This is a genomic window from Salipiger sp. ABN3_019, assembly GCF_056158605.1.
The window spans coordinates 2,438,563-2,462,658 of record NZ_JBSWTP010000009.1; the positions used below are offsets into that span (position 1 = coordinate 2,438,563).

Below are 24,096 nucleotides of genomic sequence, written 5' to 3' on the forward strand. Positions count from 1 at the left end.
TCCGGGCGCGCTGGCGCCCTTGGGCTTACGCCCGCCGCACCGCCCGTGCGGGCATCGCCTCATCCGCCACCAGCCACAGGCCCGAGCCGACCACCAGCGCCGTACCGAGCAGAGCTCCCAGCGTCGGCACTTCGCCGAAGCCAAAGAAGCCGATGACCACCATCCACACGAACTGCAGGTTCATCAGCGGCGTCGCGACGAAAGCGGGCAGCAGCCGCAGCGCCTCGACCGAGACGAAGCGCGCGCCAAAAAGGAACACCGCATAGCCCGCCACCCACAGCACATCGGCCAGCGGCATGGGCTGCCAGACGAAGGGCAGCACCGCGCCCATGCTCAGTGCCAAGGCGAGGTTCGGCCAGAACACCTGCGCCAGCGGCTTGCGCTCTTCCTTGGCGATGCGGCGCGCGGCCACCATCGACGCCGTGCCGGTCAGCGAGGCCAGCAGCGCCCAGCCGTGGCCCGCATCCAATGCCACACTGCCCTCGGGCAGCAAAAAGAGGATGCCCCCGGCCCCGGCGCCAAGCGCCAGCCACGCCGCCGGACGCACCGGCTCGCCAAGCGCCGGACCCGACAGCGCGGCGGCAAAGAGCGGCATCAGCCCGATAAAGAGGAACACGTCCGCAAAGGGAAGCAGGCGGAAGGCCTGAAAGAAGCCGATCGCCGCGACCACGGTCAGCGCCGCGCGCAGCGCCATCACCCTGCGGCAGCGGATCGCCAGCGCCGCGCGCAGACCGCCCTGCCGCCGCGCGCTCAGTCCGGTGATGATCAGCACCAACCCAGAGGAGAGCGCGAAAAGCTGTGGTGCCTCATAGCCGCCCGCGATCAGCTTGGTGATCCCATCCGCAGCGGCGATGAGCGCGGTATAAAGCGCGACAAGTGCCGCTCCGAGCAAAGCCGGACGCAGCCCGCTCATCGCTGGCCTGCCCGGGCGAAGCCCTCGAAGAACGCATCGAAATGCTCCGAGCCCTCGGCCATTGTGTCGAGCAGACCCAGCACCTGCGGCGACAGCGCCCCATGCATACGGCGGCGCATCACCTGCCAGTCGGCGCAGCGCTGCGCGCCCAGCCCGTAAAGCGCCTGCGACAGCTCGCGCAGCGGGGCGCCCTGCTGCGTGCCGCGCAGGAATTGCCTGCGGCCTGCACCGGCGGGGATCTCAAACGCCGCGCCCCCTGCCACAGCGGCCTGCCAGTTGCAGACCAGAAAATCATGGTAATCGTCCTGCAGCGAAAGCTGCGGGCCTTCCTCGAGGGCAAAGCCGCGCAATTGCCGGGCCAGCCAGAGCGTCCAGAGCGCAGGCGGCACCTGCCCGGCATAGCGCAGCGCGATGCAGATCTCGGACAGCAGGTCGGAGTTCTGCTCCAGATAGGCCAGATTGCCCGCAAATTGCAGGCTGGTCAGCGCCTCGGCCGGAAGCTGCGGATCGCGGCGGCCATACTCACTGAGATAAAAGACCACATGCGTCAGCTCATAGGCGGCTTTCTTGTTGGGAAGCGCGAAGCCGCGCGAGCGGGCGCAGAAGTCGCGCAGCCGGTCTTCCAGCCCCGCATCAGCGCCAGCGCAGGCAATGTCGCGCCGCGCCAGCAGACGCCGGGCCTCCATCCGCTGCAGGTCCGACAGTTCGGCGTCCGGAAAATCATGGTCTGCAATGCTCTGCGCCATGCGTGCGCCGGTCTCTCCTGGCATCCCGAGGTCTTCGAGATCGAGCACGATGGACAGAAGGAAGCGGTAATATTGCGGGAAGAAGGCCAAGCGCGCCTCGGCGCCCGTGTAGAACGTCTCAAGCACCTCAAGCGCCTGCGGCGCCACCTCGGCCCCTGTGCATTCAAGGATGTTCAGCAGCTCGGCGTTTTCTTTGAGCCAGAACACATCCTCCTCGCGGCGCCGGTGCCGGGCGAAACACTGCAGCAGGGACGCGGCGCCCTCAGTCGCCGAGAGGGCGGCTTGGCGCGCGGGAAAGGCGATGACATTGCCGGAAGTGGAGAGAGGCGCGTGCACGGTCATAACGGCGACCCTTCTTGAAACGGGAAACGTCATGCGGGCGCCTTTTCAGGGCGCCCGCGCGAGCAGATCAGGACCTTAGGCGCCCGAGGTGAAGAGCCCCGTCGCCTCGCCTGCTGCGGTTTCCGAACGCAGCGGTGCAGCGCCCGAGGTGAAAAGCGCGGTGGCTTCGCCGCGCAGCGCCTCGGCGCGCACCGGACCCGCACCCGAGGTGAACAACTCCACCGCGTCGCCGGTGGCGGTCTCGGACATCTGCGGCGCTGCGCCGGAGGTGAAGAGCGCAACGCCCTCACCCGCCGCAAGCTCGGCCCGAACCGGGCTGGCGCCGGAGGTGAACATCTCGAGCCCTTCGCCGCTCAGGGCGTCGGCCTGCGCCATCGGCGCCGCGCCGGAGGTGAAGAGCGCGCAGCCCTCACCCGAGAAGAGATCGGCCTCGTTGGAAACATGGGTTTCGGGGGCAACAAAAGTCTTTTGCAGAGCGGTCATGGAAAACTCCCTGGTTGGATACGCACTGAAATCGTGCTTCAGGGTTTCCCGGGAAACTTGCTTCGGGCAATATAGTTTCTTGTCAGGGTTGAATTATACCGGAGTTGCTCACAGAAACAATCGACGCTAGTGACACTGCTTTTCGTAACAATACGACTTGCCCACAGAAATAATTTTTCTGGGGATGCTTTCCCTTGCGTCATGAAAACCCGGAAATTCGATTCGCTGCGAGGGCGAATCTGATGGAATCAGCCCCCCTCGCCCTTGTCCCCGAGTTGGCTTTGAGCGATAGGTTGCGCAACTTCCGGAGGGCCCCAGATGAAGATCGCCACCTTCAACATCAACGGCATCAAGGCACGCATTGGCGCGCTGACCGACTGGCTCGACGAGGCACAGCCCGATGTCGCGCTGCTGCAGGAGATCAAATCGGTCGACGAGGCCTTCCCGCGCGAGTTGATCGAAGAGCGCGGCTACAACGTCGAGACCCACGGTCAGAAGGGCTTCAACGGCGTCGCGATCCTCTCAAAGCACCCGCTCGAGGATGTGCGCCGCGGCCTGCCGGGCGATGACAGCGACGAACAGGCGCGCTGGATCGAGGCCACTGTGGTTGGCGAGAAAGAGGCCGTGCGGCTTTGCGGGCTCTACCTGCCCAACGGCAACCCGGTGGAGTTCGACGCCGAGGGCCAGCCGATCCGGGATGGCAAATACGGCTACAAGCTGGACTGGATGGACCGGCTCCACGCCCGCGCAGAGCAGCTTCTGGCCGATGAGACCCCGGCGCTGATGGCAGGCGATTACAACATCATCCCGCAGGCCGAGGATGCCGCCAAGCCGCAGGCCTGGGAGAAGGACGCGCTTTATCTGCAGCAGAGCCGCGACGCCTTCCGCCGCATCCTCAACCTCGGCTTCACCGAGGCGTTCCGCGCCCGCGTGCAGGGGCCGGGGCATTATTCCTTCTGGGATTATCAGGCGGGCGCATGGCAGCGGAACAACGGCATCCGCATCGACCACGTGCTGATGACCCCCGCCTGCGCCGACCTGATGATTGAGTGCGGCATCGACCGTGACATCCGTGGCCGCGACAAGCCCTCGGACCACGTGCCGGTCTGGGTCGAGCTGGCGCTCTGAGCAAAACGCAGTCCCTTTGAAACACGGCGCTTCCGGCGCCGTGCCAAGCGACGGGCCGTGCTTGCACCCGCGCGGCGCCCGTCTTACATCTGAGTAGAACAGTCAGACAGCGGAGTCCGCCCACATGGCAATCGAAGCGACGGAGATCGAGCAGCTCATCCGCGCCGCCTTTCCCGAGGCCAAAGTCACCATCACCGACCTTGCAGGCGACGGCAATCACTACGCCGCCGAGGTCATCGACGAAAGCTTCCGCGGCCAGAACCGCGTGCAGCAGCAACGCGCCGTCTATGCCGCGCTGAAGGGCAAGATGGACGGCAACCATGGCGAGTTGCACGCGCTGGCGCTCACCACCAAAGCCCCGGACTAAACCATTCCACGCCGCGTGCCCGTGCCGCAGCACCTTGGCGCGCGCAGACAGGAGACAGAGATGACGACCGAAGCGACCACCCAGATCGAAGAGACGGTGAAAGCCAACGACGTGGTGCTCTATATGAAGGGCACCAAGACCATGCCCCAGTGCGGCTTTTCCAGCCGCGTGGCGGGCGTGCTCAACTACATGGGCGTCGAATATCTCGACGTGAACGTGCTGGCCGATGACGCGATCCGTCAGGGCATCAAGGATTACTCGGACTGGCCGACGATCCCCCAGCTCTATGTGAAGGGCGAGTTCGTCGGCGGCTGCGACATCATCACCGAGATGACCCTCTCGGGCGAGCTTGACAGCCTCTTTGAGCAGAGCGGCGTGACCTACGACAAGGACGCCGCAGACAAGATCCGCGAAGCCAACGGCTGAGCGCGGGCGCTCGCTTGAGCACGATCGACATTCGCACGGCGGCGGGCCCTCGGGATTTCGCCGCCGTGCGCAGCCTGTGTCTCGCCTATCGCGAAGACCTGCGCGCGCATCACCCCGCCGCCCCGGCGCTGGTGAACCTCTTCTACCCCGACCCCGCCTATACCGACCTGCTGGACGCGCTGCCCGGCAAACATGACGCCGTGCTGCTGGCCACGCTGGGCGGCGCGCCGGTGGGCTGCGCCATGAGCCAGCCGCTGCCCGATGGCAGCCTCGAGATCAAGCGCGTCTATGTCGCCCCCGCGGCGCGCGGCCACGGGCTGGCGCAGCGGCTGATGGAGGACTTGGCGGCCCGCGCCCGTGCCAAGGGCGTGCCCCTGCTTCGCCTCGACACGATGAAGACACTGAGCGCGGCGCGGCGGCTCTACGCGCGGCTCGGCTTTGCCGAACGCGGCCCCTACCAGCCGGTGCCCGAGGCGGCGCTGCCGCAACTTTGCTTCTACGAGCGCGCGCCCTGAACCAGCGACCTGAGCGACCGGCATCCGCAGACCCGCGACGCTTTGCGCAGGAACCGGGTCGGCCCCTCCCGCCGCTGCAGGCTATCCCTAGGCCCATCCTGACACGGAGGGCGACATGCGCTTGCACGGAAAGACCATCCTCATCACCGGCGCCAGCAGCGGTATCGGCGCCGAAACCGCGCGGCTCTGCGCCGCGGCAGGCGCCAATGTGGTGCTGGGCGCAAGGCGCGCCGAGCGGCTCGCGGCCCTTGCCGAAGAGATCGCGAACGCCGGAGGCGCTGCCGCCTATGCGCCGGGCGACGTGCGCAGCGCCGCCTATGCCGCCGAACTGGTGGCGCTGGCGCAAAGCCGTTTCGGCGGGCTCGACGGCGCGTTCAACAACGCCGGGATCACCGGCGCGCTCGGACCGCTGGCCGAGATGACGGAAGACACGTGGCGCGAGGTGATCGAGACCAATCTCACCAGCGGCTTTCACGCGGCCAAAGCACAGATCCCCGCGCTGCAGATGCGCGGCGGCGGCGCGCTGGTCTTCACCTCCTCTTTCGTCGGCCACACGATCGGCCTGCCCGGCATGGCCGCCTATGCGGCCTCGAAGGCGGGTCTCATCGGCATGACGCAGGCGCTCGCCACTGAGCTCGGGCCGCAAAACATCCGCGTCAACGCCCTGCTGCCCGGCGGCACGATGACCGAGATGGCGGGCGATGACCAAGCCTTCCATGAGACCGTCGCCGCCATGCATGCGCTCAGGCGCATGGCCGCCCCCGCCGAGATCGCCCGCGCGGCGCTGTTCCTGCTCTCAGACGACGCCTCCTTCGTGACCGGCAGCGCCATGCTGGCCGACGGGGGCAATTCGATTACCAAACTCTGAGCCGGCCCTGCCTCCTGAACGCAAAAGGCGCCCCCGAGAGGAGCGCCTTTTCGCAATCGTCGGGCCTCGCGCCGCGCTCAGCTTTCGGGCGTGGGCTCCTCATAGACGCCCTGCTCTTTCAGCGCGTCGATCACTTCCTTGGGCATATAGGTCTCGTCGTGCTTGGCGAGGATCTCGGTCGCCTGAAACACGCCATCCACATAGCGCCCGGTGCCGACCATGCCTTGGTTCTCGTCGAAGAGATCAGGCAGCACCCCGGCAAACACCACCGGCACCGAGGCACCGCCATCGGTCACCGAAAAGCTGATCTCATGGCCCTGACCGCGCACCAGCGAGCCCTCTTCCACCAGCCCGCCGATGCGGAAGGTCTCGTTCGGCGAGGGCGGCGCTTCGACAATCTGGCTCGGCGAGCGGAAGAAGTTGATCCCGTCGCGCATGGCGTAGCCGATCAGCGCGGTCGAGACGACCAGCGCCACCGCTGCCAGTGCGACGATCTGGATGCGCCGCTGCTTCTTCAGCGATTTGAGACCCATCTTCTACTCCTCAGCACGCATGCCATTCTCCCTATATGGCATCTTAAAGCCGCAAGAGAACTGTTCCAAATCAAATTGCGTCACCGCGCCGCGCCCGCCCTTCCTCTTGGCGGAAATATCCCGGGGGCCCCGATTTATTCTGCATGTGGGCAGAGCCCCCGTCCTATCTGGCCTGCAAACGCAGGGCTGCTCAGACGCTCTCGAAGCTGAGCGGCCGCTTCAGAAACTGCGTGGCGTGCACCGACACCTTGCGCGGATCGCCCGTGGTCAGAAAGCGGCTCTCCTTGCCCGGCCCGTACATGTCGGGATGACGCTGCAGGTAGTCGGCCAGCGAGGAGGCCACCAGATTGGCTTGCGAATAGACCGCAACCTCCGGCCCCAGCGCCTCCTGAAAGACCTCCTGCATCAGCGGATAATGCGTGCAGCCAAGGATCGCCGCCTGCGGCTCGGGCATCTTGCGCTTCAGCGCCTCCACATGGCTGCGCACCAGCGCCTCGGCGAGGATCATGTCACCCTCTTCGATGGCATCCACCAGCCCGCCGCAGGCCTGCGCTTCCACATCCACGCCAATCGCCCGGAACGCCAGTTCGCGCTGAAAGGCGCGGCTGCGCACCGTGGCGGGCGTGGCAAAGAGCGCGACGTGCTGCACCGCCACCTCGCGCGGCGGGGAATTGTCGCCCCACTGTCGCTCGGTCAGCGCCTCGATCAGCGGCACGAAAACCCCCAGCACCCGCTTGCCCTTGGGCAGACCGCCCTCCTGCATGCGGCGCAGCGCGGCGGCAGAGGCGGTGTTGCAGGCGAGGATCACCAGATCGCAGCCCGCGTTCCAGAGGTTATGCACCGCATCGACGGTCAGATTGTAGATGTCCTCGGCGTCGCGCACGCCATAGGGCGCATGGCTGCTGTCGGCGTAATAGACAAAGGGCACCTCAGGGAGCCGCTTGGCCACCGCGTCGAGAACCGTGAGCCCGCCCAGCCCGGAATCGAACACACCAACCGCCATATCCTGCCCTCCTTGCCGCGCATCGCGGGCCTGCACTCAGCCGGTCTTTGCCGGTCTGCCTCGGATGTCCGCCGCACAACTCGCGCAGCGGAAGCCTTGGGATCCGGTCTTACGGCGCTTTGGCTGGGAGATCCATTGCGGCATGCGGCGCGCTCACGACAACGTTCGCGGTAGGCTGGATAAGACGGGGGCTCCGCCCACAGGAAGGATAAGACGGGGGCTCCGCCCCCGAGCCCCCGGGATATTTTTCTCTAGACGAAGAGGAAGAGGGACGCTCGGCGAAAGCGTCCCTCCCCTGGTTTACTCGGCGGCCCTGGCCAGCGGCGCGCCGCCGGCGCGAATGGCGGCGAGCAATTCCTCGCGGCGTTTGGCCGCCTCGCGCTCGCTTGCCTCTTTCACCGGGCCGTAGCCGCGGATCTTCAGCGGCAGTTCGGCCAGCGCCACCACGGCGTCGAGCGTCTCGGGCGTGACCTTCGGCAGCACGTCGGCCATATCGGCCTCATATTGCGCGATGAGAGCACGCTCCATCCGGCGCTCTGCGGTGCGGCCAAAGGGGTCGAGCGCCGTGCCGCGCAGCCACTTCAGCTTGGCCAGCAGGCCGAAGGTCTTCAGCATCTTCTCGCCATAGGTCTTCTTGACCGGACGGCCATCCGAACCCTCTTTCGAGAGCATCGGCGGTGCGAGGTGGAAGCTCATCTCAAAGCCCGGCTCGAAGGTCTCTTCGGCCTTTTTGCGGGTCTCCAGATGCAGGCGGGCCACCTCGTATTCGTCCTTATAGGCGAGCAGCTTGTGATAGCCCTTGGCCAGCGCCTCGCGCAGCCGCGGCTCGGTGACCGGCTCGAGCATGGCGCGGTATTTCTTCGCCAGCCGCGCGCTCTGATACTGCGTCAGGTGATCGGCGCGGAAGGCGATTTTCTCGTCCAGGGACTTGGGCTTTTCCACCACCGTCGCTTTCGGCGCGACCAGCCCGGCCGCCTCGGCCGGGTGCAGCACCGCCCAGCGGCCGATCTCGAAGGCGCGCAGGTTGCGCTCCACCGCCGCGCCATTGAGGCGGATGGCCTCTTCGATGGCCTCATGCGGCAGCGGCAAGAGCCCCTGCTGCCAGGCCGCGCCGAGGATCATCATGTTCGAGAAGATCGAGTTGCCCATGGTGACCCGCGCCAGTTCGGTGGCATCGAAGATCGCCAGCCGGTCCTGCATCCGCGCCTCCAGCGCCACGCGCAGCTGATCGAAGGGCAGCGTAAACTCGGTGTCGCGGGTGAACTCGCCGGTGATGATCTCATGCCCGTTGACCACCGCACCGGTGCGACCGCGCTTGGTGAGGCCGAGGGTCTTGGCCCCAGCGCTGACCACCAGATCGCCGCCGATGAGCGCATCGGCCTCGCCGGTCGCCACGCGCACCGCCGAGATGTCTTCGGGCCGGTTCGCCAGCCGCAGGTGGATGTGCACCGCGCCGCCCTTCTGGGCGAGGCCTGCCATCTCCATCATGCCCGCGCCCATACCGGCGATCTGCGCCGCCTGTGCCAGCACCGCGCCCACGGTCACCACGCCGGTGCCACCGACGCCGGTGATCACCACGTTGTGGGTCTTGTCGATGCTGGGCAGCTGCGGCTGCGGCAGATGCGGCAGGTCGAGGTCCGTGGTCTCGCCCTTGCGCATCTTCGCGCCCTTGAGCGTGACGAAGGACGGGCAGAAGCCGCGCAGACAGGAATAATCCTTGTTGCAGCTCGACTGGTCGATGGCGCGCTTGCGGCCAAGCTCGGTCTCGGCGGGGACGATGGAGACGCAGTTCGACTGCACCCCGCAATCGCCGCAGCCTTCGCAGACGTCGGTGTTGATGAAGACACGCTTGTCCGGGTCCGGGAAGGCGCCCTTCTTGCGGCGGCGGCGCTTCTCGGCGGCGCAGGTCTGGATGTAGAGGATGACCGACACGCCACCGATCTGCTCAAAGCGCTTCTGCACGGCCATCATGTCGGCCCGCTCGAAGGTTTCGATGCCCGCCGGGAAGAGATCGAAATCGACGTCTTCCTTCTCGTCATAGACCACCGCCAGATGCTCGACGCCCATGGCCTTGAGCTCGCGCGCAATGCGGTCGGCGGTAAGCCCGCCCTCGTTGGGCTGGCCGCCGGTCATGGCGACGGCATCATTGTAGAGCAGCTTGTAGGTGATGTTGGTGCCCGCGGCGAGCGCCGCGCGGATGGCCAGCGAGCCGGAGTGGTTGTAGGTGCCGTCGCCAAGGTTCTGGAACACATGGCTGCGCTTCGAGAAGGGCGCCTCGCCGACCCAGTTCACGCCTTCTCCACCCATATGGGTGAAGCCGGTGGTCTCGCGGTCCATCCACTGCACCATATAGTGGCAGCCGATGCCCGCATAGGCGCGCGAGCCTTCCGGCAGACGCGTCGAGGTGTTGTGCGGGCAGCCCGAGCAGAAATACGGCAGACGCGCCGCGAGATCGGGGGCGTTGTCGGCCTTGCGCGCCGCGTCAAGCGCGGACAGGCCGGCCTTGATGCCCTCGGTGCCGCGGCCTTCCTCGACGAAGATCTCGCCGAGCTTCTGCGCGATCCACACCGGATCGAGCGCGCCGCGGGTGGGGAACAGCTCTTCGCGGTGCATGCCGCCTGCCCCGCCCTTGTACCAGCCATAGACCCGGCGGCCGCGGCGGTCGTCAAAGATCGCCTCCTTGACCTGCACCTCGATCAGCTTGCGCTTTTCCTCGACGATGATGATCAGATCGAGCCCTTCGGCCCAATCGTGGAAGCCCTTCATGTCGAGCGGGAAGGTCTGGCCGATCTTATAGGTGGTGAGACCCAGCCGCTCGGCCTCTGCCTCGTCGATATTGAGCAGCGACATGGCGTGCTGCAGATCGAGCCAGTTCTTGCCCGCCGCCACGAGACCGATCTTGGCGCCGGGATTGCCCCAGACGCGTTTGTCCATCTTGTTGGCGTGGGAAAACTCTTCGGCGGCGAAGCGCTTGAAGTCGATCATCCGCGTCTCTTGCAGATGCGGCGTGTCGCCGAGGCGGATGTTCAGCCCGCCGTCGGGCATGGCGAACTCGGGCACCACCAGCGACATGCGGTCCCAGCGGCCATCGACCACGGCGGTCGCCTCGACCGTGTCCTTCATGGTCTTGAGCCCGCACCAGACGCCGGCAAAGCGCGACAGCGCAAAGCCGTAGACGCCGTAATCCAGCACTTCCTGCACACCGGCGGGCGAGACCACGGGCATATAGGCATCCACCAGCGCCCATTCGGACTGATGCAGCACCGTCGAGCTTTCGCCGGTGTGATCGTCGCCCATGGCCATAAGCACGCCGCCATGCTGCGAGGTGCCCGCCATATTGGCGTGGCGCATCACGTCGCCCGAGCGGTCGACGCCGGGACCCTTGCCGTACCAGAGGCCGAAGACCCCGTCGTACTTGCCCTCGCCCCTCAGCTCCGCCTGTTGCGAGCCCCATAGCGCCGTGGCCGCGAGGTCTTCGTTCAGGCCTTCCTGAAAGACGATGTCATTCTCGGTCAGCAGTTTGCCAGCGCGCTTCATCTGGATGTCGACGGCGCCCAGCGGCGAGCCGCGGTAGCCCGTGACATAGCCCGCGGTGTTCAAACCGGCGGCGCGATCGCGCTCTTTTTGCATCAGCATCAGGCGAACCAACGCCTGCGTGCCATTCAAAAGGACCGGACTCTTGCTTAAATCGAACCTGTCCTGCAGGGAAATTGCTTGCTTGCTCATGCGCGCCTCCCTTCGCTCATTGTGCTTGCAGCTGTCGTTCTATGATAGGTCACACATGCTGACCCGGATAGGGAAATTTTCGTTATTTTCCCACAGTCGGCTAAGATGTGTTTCCGTTTATCGTTCCTGTCGTATACAGGGCGCCAAAGTTGAATAAGATGCCGCCATGGATTGGGATAAGCTCAGGATCTTTCACGCTGTCGCGGATGCGGGCAGCCTGACTCACGCGGGAGATGCGCTGCATCTGTCGCAATCAGCCGTGTCTCGACAAATCCGGGCGCTGGAGGAGGCGCTGGATACCACCCTTTTCCACCGTCATGCCCGCGGACTGATTCTCACCGAACAGGGTGAGCTGCTGTTTGATGCCACCGCCTCGATGGTGAAGCGGATCGACAGCGCCACCGCGCGCATTCGCGACAGCGAAGAGGAAGTGTTCGGCGAGCTCAAGGTCACCACGACCCATGGCTTCGGTGTGCTCTGGCTGGCCCCGCGCCTGACCAAGCTCTACGAGAAGTACCCCGATCTGAAGATCGACCTGATGCTCGAAGAGCGGGTGCTCGACCTGCCCATGCGCGAAGCCGACGTGGCGATCCGCATGAAAGAGCCGAGTCAGGCCGACCTGATCCGCAAGCGCCTGATGTCGATCCGCATGCGCATGTATGCGTCCCCGGCCTATCTAGAGCAGAACGGTCTGCCCGAGTCGCTCGAGGATCTCTCGGCGCATCGGCTGATCTGCCAGAATCCGAACTCGGCGCAGGTGCTGTCGGGCAAGGCGCTGGTGCAGAAGCTGCTCACCTATGACATCCGCACGGGTCTCACGGTGAACAACTACTTCGGTGTTCTGCAGGCGGTGATCGCCAATCTCGGCATTGGCGTGCTGCCCGACTACATCATAGAGGATTTCCCGCATGTGGTGCGGGTTCTGCCTGATGTGGAGTCCAACGAGGTGCCGGTGTTCCTCGCCTACCCCGAAGAATTGCGTCATTCCAAGCGCGTAACCGCGTTCCGCGACTTCGTGCAGGACGAGATCTTCGCGCATCGGCGGCAGCTGAAAGCGATGGGCGCCGACTGAATTTGCTCAAAAAACAGGCGCCATGCAAACACTGCATGGCAGCAATGACGTTGAGCAGCGCATTCGGCCCTTGATCGACTCAATACTGATCACATATTCAGCACACGAAGCTTGAAGCGCCCTAGCGCGCGTCATCTTCAACCTCCCTGTTGGACTTCGGCCGAGCTTTGTGCTCGGCCTTTTTTTTGCGGAATTGCCAGAGGTTGCTTTGGCGGGGCCATGTGCTGCGGTACCCTTGGATGTGATCAGGGAGGGTGGCATGGCAGCGAAAGAGGTCTCCGCCGGGAGCGTCTCACCGGGCAACGCGGCACAGCAGGCATTCTGGACCGAGGGGCCCGGCCTCACGTGGGTCGCCATGCGCGACGAGCTTGATACGCTGCATTCGCACATCTCTGAACTGGTGCTTTCGGCGGCGGCGGCCCAGCCCGGCGAGACGGCCCTTGATCTGGGCTGCGGCGCAGGGGCGACGACGCTGGCGCTGGCCGAGGCCGTGGCGCCCGAAGGACATGTCACCGGCGTCGACGTCTCCACCTCGCTGCTCGAAGTTGCCCGCGCCCGCGCCGAGGCGCTGGGAGGCATCCGGCCCGACTTCATTCATGCGGACGCGCAGGTCTGGCGGCCCGAGGCGCAGGCAGACCTTTGCCTTTCGCGCATGGGGGTGATGTTCTTTGACGATCCGGGCGCCGCCTTCGCCAATATCCTGCACTTCCTGCGCCCCGGCGGGCGGCTCGCCTTCATCTGCTGGCGCGCGAGCGACGAGAACCCGTGGTTCGATCTGCCGATGAAAGTCGCCGTCGCGCATCTTGGTCCGCCCGAGGGCGGCGATCCCGATGCCCCCGGCCCCATGGCCTTCCGCGATCCCGAGCGGGTGCGGCGCATCCTTTCGGGGGCCGGATTCGAACGGATCACCATAGAGACGGTCGAGGCGGTGCTGCGCCTGCCTCAAGGTGCCAAAGCCTCGGATCTGGCCACGCGCATTGGCCCCGCCGTGCGCCACATGCGCGACAAAGGCGCCAGCGCCGCGCAGGCCGAAGCGATCCGCGCAGACATAGAGACCGCCTTTGCCGCGCTGACGGCCAACGGCAGCGCCACAATCCCCGCAAGAATGAACCTTGTGACCGCTTCGAGGCCTTGACCCCTCTTCCCCCTTTGCCGCCCTTGCCTTAAAGAGCGCACCAACCACGCTAAGGGGAGTCAGGATGCAGGAACCGTCCATCACCGAAGAGCTCATTGCCGCCCACGGGATCAGTCCCGACGAATACGAGCGGATCCTGCAGATCATCGGCCGCGAGCCGACGTTCACAGAGCTGGGGATCTTCTCGGCCATGTGGAACGAGCACTGCTCCTACAAGAGCTCGAAGATCCACCTGCGTAAGCTGCCAACCAAAGGCCCGCAGGTCATCTGCGGTCCGGGCGAGAACGCGGGCGTTGTCGATATTGGCGACGGTCAGGCGGTCATCTTCAAGATGGAAAGCCACAACCACCCCTCCTACATCGAGCCCTATCAGGGCGCGGCGACGGGCGTGGGCGGCATCCTGCGCGACGTCTTCACCATGGGCGCGCGCCCCGTCGCGGCGATGAACGCGCTGTCGTTCGGTGAAAAGGACCACCACAAGACCCGCCAGCTGGTGCATGGCGTGGTCGAAGGCGTGGGCGGCTACGGCAACTGCTTCGGCGTGCCGACGGTGGGCGGCGAAGTGCGCTTCCACTCGGCCTACAACGGCAACTGCCTTGTGAACGCCTTCGCGGCGGGCCTCGCCGACACCGACAAGATCTTCTACTCCGCCGCATCCGGCGTTGGCCGCCCGGTGGTCTACCTTGGTGCCAAGACCGGCCGTGACGGCGTTGGCGGTGCGACCATGGCCTCGGCGGAATTCGACGAGACCATCGAGGAAAAGCGCCCCACCGTTCAGGTTGGCGATCCGTTCACCGAAAAGCGCCTTATGGAAGCCACGCTGGAGCTGATGCAGACCGGCGCGGTGATCTCGATTCAGGACATGGGCGCGGCGGGCCTGACCTGCTCGGCTGTCGAGATGGGCGACAAGGGCAACCTCGGCGTGCGCCTCGACCTCGAAAAGGTGCCGGTGCGCGAGAAGCACATGACCGCCTACGAGATGATGCTCTCGGAAAGCCAAGAGCGCATGCTCATGGTGCTCGACCCGGCGAAAGAGGCCGAGGCCAAGGCCGTCTTCGACAAATGGGACCTCGACTTCGCCATCGTCGGCGAGACCATCGCCGAGGACCGCTTCCTCATCGTGCTGAACGGTGAAGTGAAAGCCGATCTGCCGCTCAAGGCGCTTTCGGGCACCGCGCCCGAATACGATCGCCCGTGGGTTCCGACCCCCGCCGCCGAGCCGCTGGCCGATGTGCCGGGCGTCGATCCGATCGACGGGCTGAAGGCGCTGGTTTCTTCGCCGAACTACTGCTCGCGCGAGTGGGTCTACGAGCAATACGACAGTCAGGTGATGGCCGACACAGTGCGCATCCCCGGCTTCGGCGCTGGCGTGATCCGCGTGCATGGCACCGACAAGAAGCTGGCCTTCACCTCGGACGTGACGCCGCGCTACGTGCGCGCCAACCCGGTCGAGGGCGGCAAGCAAGCGGTGGCCGAGGCGTACCGCAACCTCGTCGCCGTGGGCGCCCGCCCGCTGGCCACCACCGACAACATGAACTTCGGCAACCCCGAGAAGCCCGAGATCATGGGTCAGTTCGTGGGCGCCATCGACGGCATCGGCGCGGCCTGCCTTGCGCTCGACACGCCGATCGTCTCGGGCAACGTCTCGCTTTATAACGAGACCGACGGCGAGCCGATCCTGCCCACGCCCACCATCGGTGCCGTTGGCCTGATCGCCGCTGGCGAAGAGCCGATCCTCGGTTACGCCCGCGAAGGCCATGTGGCGCTGCTGGTCGGCGAGACCGCTGGCCATCTTGGCCAGTCGGCCCTGCTTGCAGAGGTGTTCAACCGCGAAGACGGCGACGCTCCGGCGGTCGACCTCGAGGCAGAGCGCCGCAACGGCGAGTTTATCCTCGCCAACCGCGACCTGATCCGCAGCTGCACCGACCTTGCAGACGGCGGTCTAGCGATGGCGGCCTTCGAGATGGCCGAAGCCTCGGGCGTGGGTGTGCAGCTTGATGCCGCCGATACGCCGACGCTCTTTGGCGAAGATCAGGGCCGCTACCTGATCGCCTGCAACTTCGACAGCGCCGAAGCCCTGATGACCGCCGCCTCGCAGGCCGGCGTGACCCTCAGCAGCGTTGGCAAGTTCACCGGCGACACGGTCCGTTTCGGCTCCAGCCAAGCGCCGCTTTCCGAGCTTGCCGCCGCCTACCGTGGCAGCTTTGGCGAGTATTTCGGCTGAGCCAGCCGTCCCTGCCGCGGTAACACGACCAAAGCAGCGAACATCGGGCAGATGCCCGCAGAAATCGCCGTATCCTTCCGGGGTGCGGCGATTTTTTCTTCTTCAGTTACAGTGACCTGACACAAATCAGCTGCGCTTATCACGGGGGCTGGCCTTGCTTGACCTAGGGTCCAGCCCTAGGTTGTCCCAAAGTTACCACCGGTGAGGGCGAAGACCTGCTCGGTTGCAACTTAAGACATGTACCGCGCCGGCACGACACGACGCCCAAAAAATTCGAGTACACCCACGACCATGAATAATTGGGACGACCTTCGTTTCCTCGTCGCGCTTTCAAAGACCGGCACAATGACCGCCGCGGCGAAGCTTCTGGGAACCAACACCGCCACGGTCTCGCGCAGGATCGAACGCCTGTCGGAAACGCTGGGTGTGCCCGCCTTCGTCAAGACCGCAGACGGCTGGCGTCCCTCAGAAGCGGTGCGCGAGCTTATCGATGTCGCTCTGAATTTCGATGGGCAACTGAAGGCGACGCTGAACAGTCAGGCCTCGGGTCTCGACGGAGAGATCGTCCCGCTCACATTGGGGGCCTCGCCGATCATCAGCACCCTGATGCTGTTCCCGGGGCTGGATCCGGAGACGAATCCCCTGCCCGGCGTGCAACTCAACATCACCGACCGGCTCGATCGTGAAGGTCTGGGGCAGAATGATCTGGTGGTCCAGTTCGGACGTCCGGATCAGGGCCGCATCGTTGCGCGCAAGGCGGGCGACCTCAGCTTCCGCCCCTACCGCTTTCGCGATGCCGATCCCAATGGCGATTGGATCAGCCTGAACCACGCGCCGAGCCGCTCTTGCATCCTGCGCAGCGCGCATGACCTCTTTGGCAAAGAGCCGAAGATCCGGGTCGATCACTTCATGGCGCTCTATACGCTGATGCAGGCCACCGGGCTGGCCGGTCCCCTGCCTGATCTGCTGGCCAAGCGCTCGCCGGACCTGGTGCCGGTCTGCGCCTCTGCCGCGCCGGTGACGCTGGATTGCTGGCTGTTCTACCATGAAAGCCGCCGGTCCGATCCCGGTATGCGCCGCGCGGTGGACTGGGTGATCCGCTGCTTCGAAAGCTCCGGCGCGACGACGACACAGGCAGAAGACGCGTAGCGCTGCCGTTAAACGCGAACTGAGCAAAAACGTCGCAACCATCGGTTTACGCAAGGTCAAGTTTGATCATTTCTGTCTTGGATTTGACACAGCATGCTGTAACACTGCTTCTTGTGTAAAGTTCCGCGGGGTCACTCTCCGGACGTAACGAGCAAACGAATGGTCAGACTGATACCCACATTGCAATGCGCTCTGCGTGTCGCCCTCGCCCTTACCCTCGGCGATGCGGTGGCAGAGGAGATTTTTACAGCCGATCCTACCCTCATCGGCGCACTCTCCGTGCAGATACCGGGCCTTGCGACTTCTCTCTTGTGCGCACTTCTGGCGTCGATCGCCATCTGGCTGATCCTCGGCATTGGTGTGCGCGCCGTAGCTCTGATCGGGCTGGGCCTCTATTCCTTCCATGCATTTTTCGCACCGGGACTGGAGCCGTTCGATCTCACCACATTCTACAGCTGCGGCTTGGTCGCGCTGCTGGCGCTACCGCTTGTTCTCTTCGGCGGCGGACGGTTCAGCATAGCCCATCCCATTGCGTCTGACGCGAATTAGGCTCGAAGCACATCACTCACGAACACACACACCTAAAGCGGCCCCTCGGGGCCGCTCTTTTCTTGGCGTTGCCGGAAGTCATGGGGCGACCCGCCGGGCCGCTCCGCCACTCTCACAGACCGTAAAGCGCGCCGAATTTCTCTTCGAGATATTCCAGCAACGGCGCCTCGCTGGGGGCAAAGCCGCAGGCCTTCTCGATGACCTCGCGCGGGGCATAGAGCCCGCCGTGGCGCTGCACGTTCTCGCGCAGCCAGCCGGTCGCCGCCGACAGATCACCCGCCTGCATCTGCGCGTCGAGATCGGGCACCGCCGTGCGCAGCGCCTTGTGCAGACAGCCCGCGTAAACATTGCCAAGGCTGTAGGTCGGGAAATAGCCAAAAAGCCCCGCCGACCAATGCACATCCTGCAGCACCCCGTCCGAGGCTTTGTCGACGGCAAAGCCGAAGTCCGCCTTGAACCGCTCGTTCCACGCCGCTTCCAGATCGTCCACCGCCAGATCGCCAGAAATCAGCGCCCGCTCCAGGTCGAAGCGCAGAAGCACATGCAGGTTGTACTGCACCTCGTCGCTTTCGGTGCGAATGTAGTTGTTCTGCACCCGGTTGGCGGCCTTGTAGAACTCTTCCGCGCTCAGCCCGATGTCGCCGAACACCTCGGTGACCTGCCCGTGCAGCCAATGGGTGAAGGCCGCCGAACGGCCCATCTGGTTCTCGTAGATGCGGCTCTGGCTTTCGTGCACGCCCATCGAGACGCCCTCACCCAGCGGGGTGAAGCGATAGTCCGGCGCGATCGCCTGCTCATAGGCCGCATGGCCGGTCTCGTGGATGATCGAGTAGATGCAGTTGAACGGGTCGAGCGCATTGGTGCGCGTGGTGATCCGCACGTCGTCGCCGCTGCCCGAGCTGAACGGGTGCACCGCCTTGTCGACGCGGCCCCGGCTCATGTCATAGCCAAAGGTCTCGGCCAGCTTGCGCGACAGCGCCATCTGCGCGGCATCATCATAGGTACCCGACAGCGCCTTTGGCGCGGGCCGCTCGAGGATCGCCTGCCGCAGCGCCACGAGGCGCGGACGCAGCGCGCCGAACATATCCGAAAGCTGCTGCGCCGTGGCGCCGGGCTCGTAATCATCAAGCAGCGCGTCATAGACATCACCGCCATCTGCGAGCGCCGCGCCCTCTTCGCGCTTCAGCGCCACCACGTCGCGCAGCACAGGGGCAAAGGCGGCGAAATCATCATCCGCCCGCGCCTCGGCCCAGATGCGATGCGCCCGGCTGGTGAGCCGCGCCAGATCGGCGGCCAGCTTGCCCGGCACCCGCCCCGCGCGGGTGTAGCTGCGGGTGATGTGGCGCAGCTGCGCCTGCCCGACCTGATCCAGCTCTTCGGGCCGGATCACCGCCAGCCACTCGCCGACGCGCGGATCGGTGCGACGGGCGTGCAGCACGCCCTCCAGCGCCGCGATCTCTTCCGACCGCTGGTCCGCCGCGCCATGCGGCATGGTCGTTTCCTGGTCCCAGCCGAGCCGGCCAGCGACCTGCGCCAGCGCCCCGGTGTCGCGCTGGAACGCCATCAGATCATCGAATGCGGACATTTCAGCGGGTCTCCCGAATGGATTGCGTCTTGGGGAATTGCGCGCCGAAGCGGGCGCGCAGGATCAGCACCCAGAGCACCACAGCGCCCAACTGGTGGGTGATCGCGATATGCCACGGCGCGACGTAGAGGACCGTGGTGATGCCCAGCACCAGTTGCACACAGAGCATCGCCATCACCGCGTTGAAGCGGAAGCGCGTGTCGGCATTGGCGGACTTGCGGCCTTTCAGCCATGTGACGATGCCGAAGATGAACAGCAGGTAGCCCGCCATCCGGTGCATGAATTGCACCAGCCCCGGATCCTCGAAGAAGTTGCGCCAGAGCGGCACCAGATCGAAGGGCTGCGGCGGGAAGAAGCCGCCCGCCATCAGCGGCCAGTCAGTGTAGGAGCGCCCGGCGTCGATACCCGCCACCAGCGCGCCCAGCAGGATCTGCAGGAAGGCGAAATGCAGCATCCCCGTCGACATCGAAAAGAGCTTGGGCTCGCGCAGGCGCCGCGCCTGCATCAGATCGCGCTCCTCGCGCCCTAGCAGGAAGATGTCCCAGGCGATGAAGCCAAGGATGATGAAGGCCAGCCCCAGATGCGTCGCCAGCCGGTAGGAGGCGACCGCGATCATCTCTCCCACGAGGCCCGACGAGACCATCCACCAGCCGACGGCCCCCTGCAGCCCGCCAAGTGCGCCCAAAAGCAGCAGCCGTCCGGTCCAGCCGGTGGGAATTTTCCGCGCGATCAGGAAGCCGAAGAAACCAAGCGCCCAGACAAGGCCGATCACCCGGCCCAGTTGGCGGTGGCCCCATTCCCACCAGTAGATGCCCTTGAACTCCGAAAGGGTCATGCCCTTGTTGAGCAGCTCATATTGCGGGATCTGCTGGTAGAGGGTGAATTCCTCCTGCCATTCGGCCTCGTTCAGCGGCGGGATGGCGCCATGCAGCGGCTTCCACTCGGTGATCGACAAGCCGCTGTCGGTGAGCCGGGTCAGCCCGCCGACGCAGATCATCGCCACCACCAGCGCAAAGATCAGCATCAGCCAGATGCGGATCGCGCCGCGGGCGCCGCCGCGCCCTTTGTCGATCATGCCGCCCGCCGGGGCAGCTTTCTGGGTCTCCGCCCCAACCTCTTCAAAGAGCTTGCGGTTTCCGGCCATGATCTTCTCCTTCATCCGTCGCGGCGACGATAGGCGGCGCCTGCCGCCCCATCAAGTCAGCCGCGTTCCTTCCAGCGCACCATCTGGCGCATCACCCCATGCAGGGTCTTCACGTCTTCGCGGGTCAGCGGCATGCGGCTCCAGAGGTTGCGCAGCGTCAGCTTCATGCTCTCGGCCTTATGGTCCGGGAAGAAGAACCCGGCCTCGCTCAGCCGCTCCTCGTAATGCTCGGCCAGCTTTTCGACCTCTATACCGCTGGCCCATTCGGCACCCGCCATCTCGACCCGCTGCGCCTCGATCTGCGTCGAGGCCCGCTGCCATTCGTAGGCGCAGAGCAGCACGCATTGCGCAAGGTTGAGCGAGGGAAACTCGGGGTTCACCGGCACGTTGATCAGCGCATTGGCCACGGCAACGTCGGAGTTCTCCAGACCGGCACGCTCGGGGCCGAACATCACCGCCACCTTGCCGCCCTGCGCGATACGCTCGGCGGCTTCCTTCATCGCCTGCTCGGGCGAATAGACCGGCTTGGTGAGCCCGCGCATCCGCGCCGTGGTGGCGAACACCAGATCGCAATCCTCGACCGCCTGCGCCGTGGTCTCGACCAGCTGCGCCTCGTCCAGCAGCCGCCCCGCGCCCGAGGCCATGGCCACCGCCGAAGGGTTCGGCCAGCCATCGCGCGGGCTGACCAGACGCATCCGGTCCAGACCAAAGTTCCACATGGCGCGCGACGCCGCGCCGATATTCTCGCCCATCTGCGGCCGCACCAGCACAAACGCCGGCTGCCTCGTCTCGCTTGGCATGACAAACTCCGTAAATTCCGCTCCCGCATAGTCCTGCCTGCCGCCAAGAGCAAGAAAGCCGCACATCACGGCTCCGATTTGTCGCGGGGCACGCCGCGCTTGCCCTGCGCCGCGCGCCCTGCCACGCAGGCCCGGAAAGCCACAGACGAGACCCCATGCCGCTCAGAGACGCCACCCTCACCGATGCCTCCAGCCTCGCCGCCCTGTCGGTCGAGGTCTGGCTCGGCACCTACATCCGCCACGGGGTGAGCGCGCGCTTTGCCGATTACGCATTGGACACCTTCACCCGCGCCAATTTCGAGCGCTGGCTGCAAAGCCCGACCGAGCGCTTTATCGTCTCGCAGAACCGCGACGGGATCGACGGCTTCCTGCGCCTCTCGACCGACGCCCCCGGCCCGCTGCCCGGCTGCGGCAGCTGCGAGATCGCCACGCTCTACGTGCAGCCGCGCCACCATGGCCGCGGCATCGGCAGCGCGCTGCTGCAGGCGGGCTTGCGTAGGGCCCATGATCAGGGCGCCGGATCGGTCTGGCTCACCACCAATTCCGAAAACGCCCCCGCCATCGCCTTTTACCACCGCATGGGCTTTCAGCACGTTGGCGAGACCCACTTCCGCATCGACGGCGAGGCCTACCCCAACCACGTCTTCGTGCATCCCCCGAGCCAGCCGCCCGCCGCCTGACGTCGCCGCTTCGCTTAGACAAAAATATCCCCGCCGGAGGCATCCCACGGTTCCGCCGGGCGCACACCCTGGCAGAAGCGTCCGGACGAGGCCATCCGCGCCCCGCTGACCGAAGTTTCGCTGGACTTTGTCCGCGCGCTGCCGCCGAAATGACGCTGCCCCCTTTTCTTGCCCCCTAAAGCCGCGATATAGGGGCGCAATTCGCAAGTCAGGAGCCGCGCCATGGCCGAAGCAGACCAGCCTCAGCTCTATCTCGTCACCCCGCCGGAGTTCGATCTCTCGAGCTTCCCCGATCAGCTCGCCTCGGTGCTCGAGGCCGAGGAGTTCGCCTGCATCCGCCTGTCGCTCGCAACGCGCGACGAGGACCGGCTGCAGCGCGCCGCCGATGCGGTGCGCGAGGTGGCGCATCGCTTCGACATCGCGCTGGTGATCGACACCCATGTGGTGCTCGCGCAGCGGCTGGGGCTCGACGGGGTGCATCTCACCGATGGCTCGCGCTCGGTGCGCGCCGCGCGCAAGGAACTGGGCGCGGACGCCATCGTTGGCGCGTTCTGCGGCAGCTCGCGCCATGACGGCATGAACGCGGGCGAGGCCGGGGCCGATTACGTCTCCTTCGGTCCGCTCAGCGGCACGGCGCTCGGCGACGGCACGTTGGCCGGTTTCGAGGTCTTCGAATGGTGGTCGCAGATGATCGAACTGCCGGTGGTGGCCGAGGGCGGGCTGACGCCCGAGCTGGTCGCCAAACTGGCGCCGGTCACCGACTTCTTTTCCATCGGTGAAGAGATCTGGAACGCCGAAGACCCGGTTGCCGCGCTGCGTGAGCTGACCGCCGCAATGCGCTGATCTTACAGCGCATTCACGCCTGTCTTAACGCTATTCAGCAAAGGGATGCGCGGCCCGCAGCCGCGCTTCCGCCTCGCGCGCCAGCGGCTTTCGCCCGGCGAAATCAGACGCCTTGAGCGGCGCGTGATAGATCACCTCAACCCGGCCCTGACGGTGCGCGCCCAAGACCCGCAGAAGATGCGGTCCCAGCGCCATATCCCCCCACCATCCGTAGAACGCAGGCGCCATCCCCGGCGGCGCATGATAGACCACGGTGACCGGCTGCAGCTGCAGATCCGCCTTCACACCTTCCGACAGAAACGCCTCGAAAAGCGTTGTTTTAAATGGCAAAACACGCAGTCCGTCTGTCGAGGTTCCCTCGGGAAAAAACAGCAGCCGATCGCCCGCCGCAAGCCGCGTCTCGATCACGCCGCTCTGCGCCGCCGCCTCGCGCCGGTCACGCCGGATGAACACCGTGCCGGTGAGTTTGGCCAAAAGTCCAATGCCCGGCCAGCCCGCCACCTCGGCCTTCGAGACGAAGAGCACATTGCGCCGCGCGTTGAGCACGAAGATGTCGAGCCATGACGAATGATTGGCCACATAGGCCCCGCGCCCGCCCATCCGCGGCCCGCGCGCCTCGTGCCGCAGCCCGAGGATCAGCAGCACCAAACGGCAGGTCAGCTGCGTGACAAACGGCGACCAGATGCGCCGCCCGCCGCACAGCAGCCGCTCGCCGACCAGAACCAAAAGCTTGACCACGATCCCCACCAGCAGCGCCGCGCCGACCAGCACAGCGCGCAGCGCCGCGCGCAGATAGTCAGCCCAGCCCAGCGGGATCACCGGCGGCTCCGCTCCGCGCCAGGTCGGATCGCTCACCGGCGCGCCCGCGTGTAGCGCGAGGCCGCCTGCGCGTTGAGCCGCTCGGTATCCATCACCAGACAGACGTCGGTGGTGTTGAAGGCATGATCGACAAAGGCCCCCTCGCCGACCGTCCCGCCAAGCCGCAGATATCCTTTGATCAGCGCCGGCGTCTCGACCATGGCGCGGCGCCGGTCGATCTCGGCCTCGGGCAGCAGGTCCATCCGCTGAAACACCCGACTGCGCACGCGCAGGTCTTCGGGCGCGAGATGCCGCTCGTGCAGCAGCGAAAGCGGATGCGCCAGCGCCTGCACATCGGTGCCATGGAACGACGCGGTGCCAAAGAGGATCTCGATCCCATGCTCGGCCACATAGCCCGCCAGCGCCTGCCACATCAGCATCACCCCCGGCCCGCCCCGATACTCGGGATGCAGGCACGAGCGCCCCAATTCCAGCAGCCGCCGCCCAGAGGCGCGCAGCAGCGCCAGATCATATTCATCCTCGGAATAGAACTGCCCCGCGGCCTTGGCCTGATCGTCGCGCAGCAGGCGGTAGACGCCCACCACCTCGCCCCCCCGCCGCGCATCGCTGAGCAGAAGATGGTCGAAGAAGGGATCGAAACGGTCGCGCTCCAGCCGCCGCGCGTGATCCACCATCTCGCCGCCGCCGCCAAGTTCGGAGACAAAGACCTCGTAGCGCAGGCGCTGCGCCGCCTCGATCTCGTCTTGCGTGCGCGCCAGCCGCACCGTCAAATTCCTGTCGTCCAGCGCCATGGCCGTCCTCTTTCGCTTGTCGCGGTTCTAATGCGACAAACCACAAAGGAAAACAGTTTTCCCGATACGGAGGGCCTGCGGCAAAATTCGGAAATGTTGGTTAACCATTCGTTAGACCCTCCCGCCCCGGATAATGAAGTTAACTCTATACCACCTGAAAAACCGTAGTTTACGGCACCTCCAGGATTGCGCCTCCGGGTGTTTTTGGGTGATATTCGGTTTACGGCAGTCCCGGGCGGGTAATGTAGGATAATC

General features: G+C 65.5%; 23 protein-coding genes. 12 read left to right on the forward strand and 11 right to left on the reverse strand.

What is annotated here, in order from left to right; all coding sequences use genetic code 11:
* Positions 1-25: 25 nt before the first annotated feature.
* The 3 genes from ACXAD2_RS19935 to ACXAD2_RS19945 form a co-directional block, all read right to left on the reverse strand.
* Positions 26-913, reverse strand: coding sequence for a DMT family transporter (locus tag ACXAD2_RS19935; RefSeq protein ID WP_224902922.1), 888 nt, complete (start codon positions 911-913; stop codon positions 26-28).
* Positions 910-2,001 carry a DUF6902 family protein gene (locus ACXAD2_RS19940; RefSeq protein ID WP_475173530.1) on the reverse strand — a complete coding sequence of 364 codons (1,092 nt, stop codon included), beginning with the start codon at positions 1,999-2,001 and terminating at the stop codon, positions 910-912. Before ACXAD2_RS19940 ends, ACXAD2_RS19935 begins: the two co-directional genes overlap by 4 nt.
* Before the next feature lie 75 nt (positions 2,002-2,076).
* Complete coding sequence (locus ACXAD2_RS19945) at positions 2,077-2,484, reverse strand: DUF6749 family protein (protein WP_066100682.1); 408 nt, start codon at positions 2,482-2,484, stop codon at positions 2,077-2,079.
* Between the two features lie 318 nt (positions 2,485-2,802).
* Here ACXAD2_RS19945 and xth point away from each other — a divergent pair, with 318 nt between their 5' ends.
* From xth to ACXAD2_RS19970, 5 genes are all read left to right on the forward strand, one after another.
* Entirely contained in the window at positions 2,803-3,612 is an 810-nt protein-coding gene (xth, locus tag ACXAD2_RS19950) for an exodeoxyribonuclease III (protein ID WP_475173540.1), read from the forward strand.
* Positions 3,613-3,736: 124 nt separating this feature from the next.
* Positions 3,737-3,979 (forward strand): BolA/IbaG family iron-sulfur metabolism protein, encoded by a 243-nt coding sequence (locus tag ACXAD2_RS19955; RefSeq protein WP_066100688.1) that lies wholly within the window; start codon positions 3,737-3,739, stop codon positions 3,977-3,979.
* 60 nt (positions 3,980-4,039) lie between these two features.
* Positions 4,040-4,405 carry a Grx4 family monothiol glutaredoxin gene (grxD, locus tag ACXAD2_RS19960; RefSeq protein WP_164179098.1) on the forward strand — a complete coding sequence of 122 codons (366 nt, stop codon included), beginning with the start codon at positions 4,040-4,042 and terminating at the stop codon, positions 4,403-4,405.
* A gap of 14 nt (positions 4,406-4,419) precedes the next feature.
* Positions 4,420-4,920, forward strand: coding sequence for a GNAT family N-acetyltransferase (locus ACXAD2_RS19965; protein WP_475173549.1), 501 nt, complete (start codon positions 4,420-4,422; stop codon positions 4,918-4,920).
* 115 nt (positions 4,921-5,035) lie between these two features.
* Positions 5,036-5,788, forward strand: a complete 753-nt coding sequence (locus ACXAD2_RS19970) for an SDR family oxidoreductase (protein WP_475173552.1) — start codon at positions 5,036-5,038, stop codon at positions 5,786-5,788.
* Between the two features lie 77 nt (positions 5,789-5,865).
* On the opposite strand, the gene ccmE is transcribed toward ACXAD2_RS19970, so the two are convergent.
* From ccmE to ACXAD2_RS19985, 3 genes are all read right to left on the reverse strand, one after another.
* Positions 5,866-6,321 (reverse strand): cytochrome c maturation protein CcmE, encoded by a 456-nt coding sequence (gene ccmE / locus ACXAD2_RS19975; RefSeq protein WP_164179095.1) that lies wholly within the window; start codon positions 6,319-6,321, stop codon positions 5,866-5,868.
* 190 nt (positions 6,322-6,511) lie between these two features.
* The gene (gene murI / locus ACXAD2_RS19980) at positions 6,512-7,324 is read right to left on the reverse strand and encodes a glutamate racemase (RefSeq protein WP_224902907.1); all 813 of its coding nucleotides are present in this window, start codon (positions 7,322-7,324) and stop codon (positions 6,512-6,514) included.
* 300 nt (positions 7,325-7,624) lie between these two features.
* Positions 7,625-11,050: an indolepyruvate ferredoxin oxidoreductase family protein gene (locus ACXAD2_RS19985; RefSeq protein ID WP_475173556.1), complete on the reverse strand. Its 3,426-nt coding sequence runs from the start codon at positions 11,048-11,050 to the stop codon at positions 7,625-7,627.
* 166 nt (positions 11,051-11,216) lie between these two features.
* Here ACXAD2_RS19985 and ACXAD2_RS19990 point away from each other — a divergent pair, with 166 nt between their 5' ends.
* From ACXAD2_RS19990 to ACXAD2_RS20010, 5 genes are all read left to right on the forward strand, one after another.
* Positions 11,217-12,122: a LysR family transcriptional regulator gene (locus ACXAD2_RS19990; RefSeq protein ID WP_066100705.1), complete on the forward strand. Its 906-nt coding sequence runs from the start codon at positions 11,217-11,219 to the stop codon at positions 12,120-12,122.
* Between the two features lie 259 nt (positions 12,123-12,381).
* Positions 12,382-13,257 carry a class I SAM-dependent methyltransferase gene (locus tag ACXAD2_RS19995; protein WP_475173560.1) on the forward strand — a complete coding sequence of 292 codons (876 nt, stop codon included), beginning with the start codon at positions 12,382-12,384 and terminating at the stop codon, positions 13,255-13,257.
* Positions 13,258-13,321: 64 nt separating this feature from the next.
* Positions 13,322-15,481, forward strand: coding sequence for a phosphoribosylformylglycinamidine synthase subunit PurL (gene purL / locus ACXAD2_RS20000; protein ID WP_475173566.1), 2,160 nt, complete (start codon positions 13,322-13,324; stop codon positions 15,479-15,481).
* A 291-nt stretch (positions 15,482-15,772) separates the two neighbouring features.
* Positions 15,773-16,630 (forward strand): LysR family transcriptional regulator, encoded by an 858-nt coding sequence (locus tag ACXAD2_RS20005; protein WP_475173572.1) that lies wholly within the window; start codon positions 15,773-15,775, stop codon positions 16,628-16,630.
* Positions 16,631-16,789: 159 nt separating this feature from the next.
* Positions 16,790-17,179, forward strand: a complete 390-nt coding sequence (locus ACXAD2_RS20010; RefSeq protein ID WP_475173578.1) for a hypothetical protein — start codon at positions 16,790-16,792, stop codon at positions 17,177-17,179.
* Positions 17,180-17,291: 112 nt separating this feature from the next.
* On the opposite strand, the gene ACXAD2_RS20015 is transcribed toward ACXAD2_RS20010, so the two are convergent.
* From ACXAD2_RS20015 to ACXAD2_RS20025, 3 genes are read right to left on the reverse strand one after another with little or no spacing between them, the layout of a single operon-like run.
* The gene (locus tag ACXAD2_RS20015) at positions 17,292-18,764 is read right to left on the reverse strand and encodes a carboxypeptidase M32 (RefSeq protein WP_475173581.1); all 1,473 of its coding nucleotides are present in this window, start codon (positions 18,762-18,764) and stop codon (positions 17,292-17,294) included.
* Position 18,765: 1 nt separating this feature from the next.
* Positions 18,766-19,908, reverse strand: coding sequence for a heme A synthase (ctaA, locus tag ACXAD2_RS20020; RefSeq protein WP_224902889.1), 1,143 nt, complete (start codon positions 19,906-19,908; stop codon positions 18,766-18,768).
* 56 nt (positions 19,909-19,964) lie between these two features.
* Positions 19,965-20,708: an RNA methyltransferase gene (locus ACXAD2_RS20025; RefSeq protein WP_475173591.1), complete on the reverse strand. Its 744-nt coding sequence runs from the start codon at positions 20,706-20,708 to the stop codon at positions 19,965-19,967.
* A 155-nt stretch (positions 20,709-20,863) separates the two neighbouring features.
* Between ACXAD2_RS20025 and ACXAD2_RS20030 the strand changes: the two genes are divergently transcribed.
* Together ACXAD2_RS20030 and ACXAD2_RS20035 are read left to right on the forward strand one after the other, a co-directional pair.
* Positions 20,864-21,388: an N-acetyltransferase family protein gene (locus tag ACXAD2_RS20030; protein ID WP_475173598.1), complete on the forward strand. Its 525-nt coding sequence runs from the start codon at positions 20,864-20,866 to the stop codon at positions 21,386-21,388.
* Between the two features lie 222 nt (positions 21,389-21,610).
* A complete protein-coding gene (locus ACXAD2_RS20035; protein WP_475173600.1) occupies positions 21,611-22,231 on the forward strand; it encodes a thiamine phosphate synthase in 621 nt (206 codons plus the stop codon).
* A 30-nt stretch (positions 22,232-22,261) separates the two neighbouring features.
* On the opposite strand, the gene olsA is transcribed toward ACXAD2_RS20035, so the two are convergent.
* On the reverse strand, positions 22,262-23,086 hold the full coding sequence (gene olsA, locus ACXAD2_RS20040) for a lyso-ornithine lipid O-acyltransferase (RefSeq protein WP_475173604.1): 825 nt from the start codon (positions 23,084-23,086) through the stop codon (positions 22,262-22,264).
* Positions 23,083-23,841 (reverse strand): L-ornithine N(alpha)-acyltransferase, encoded by a 759-nt coding sequence (gene olsB, locus ACXAD2_RS20045; protein ID WP_066100733.1) that lies wholly within the window; start codon positions 23,839-23,841, stop codon positions 23,083-23,085. Before olsB ends, olsA begins: the two co-directional genes overlap by 4 nt.
* Positions 23,842-24,096 lie beyond the last annotated feature (255 nt).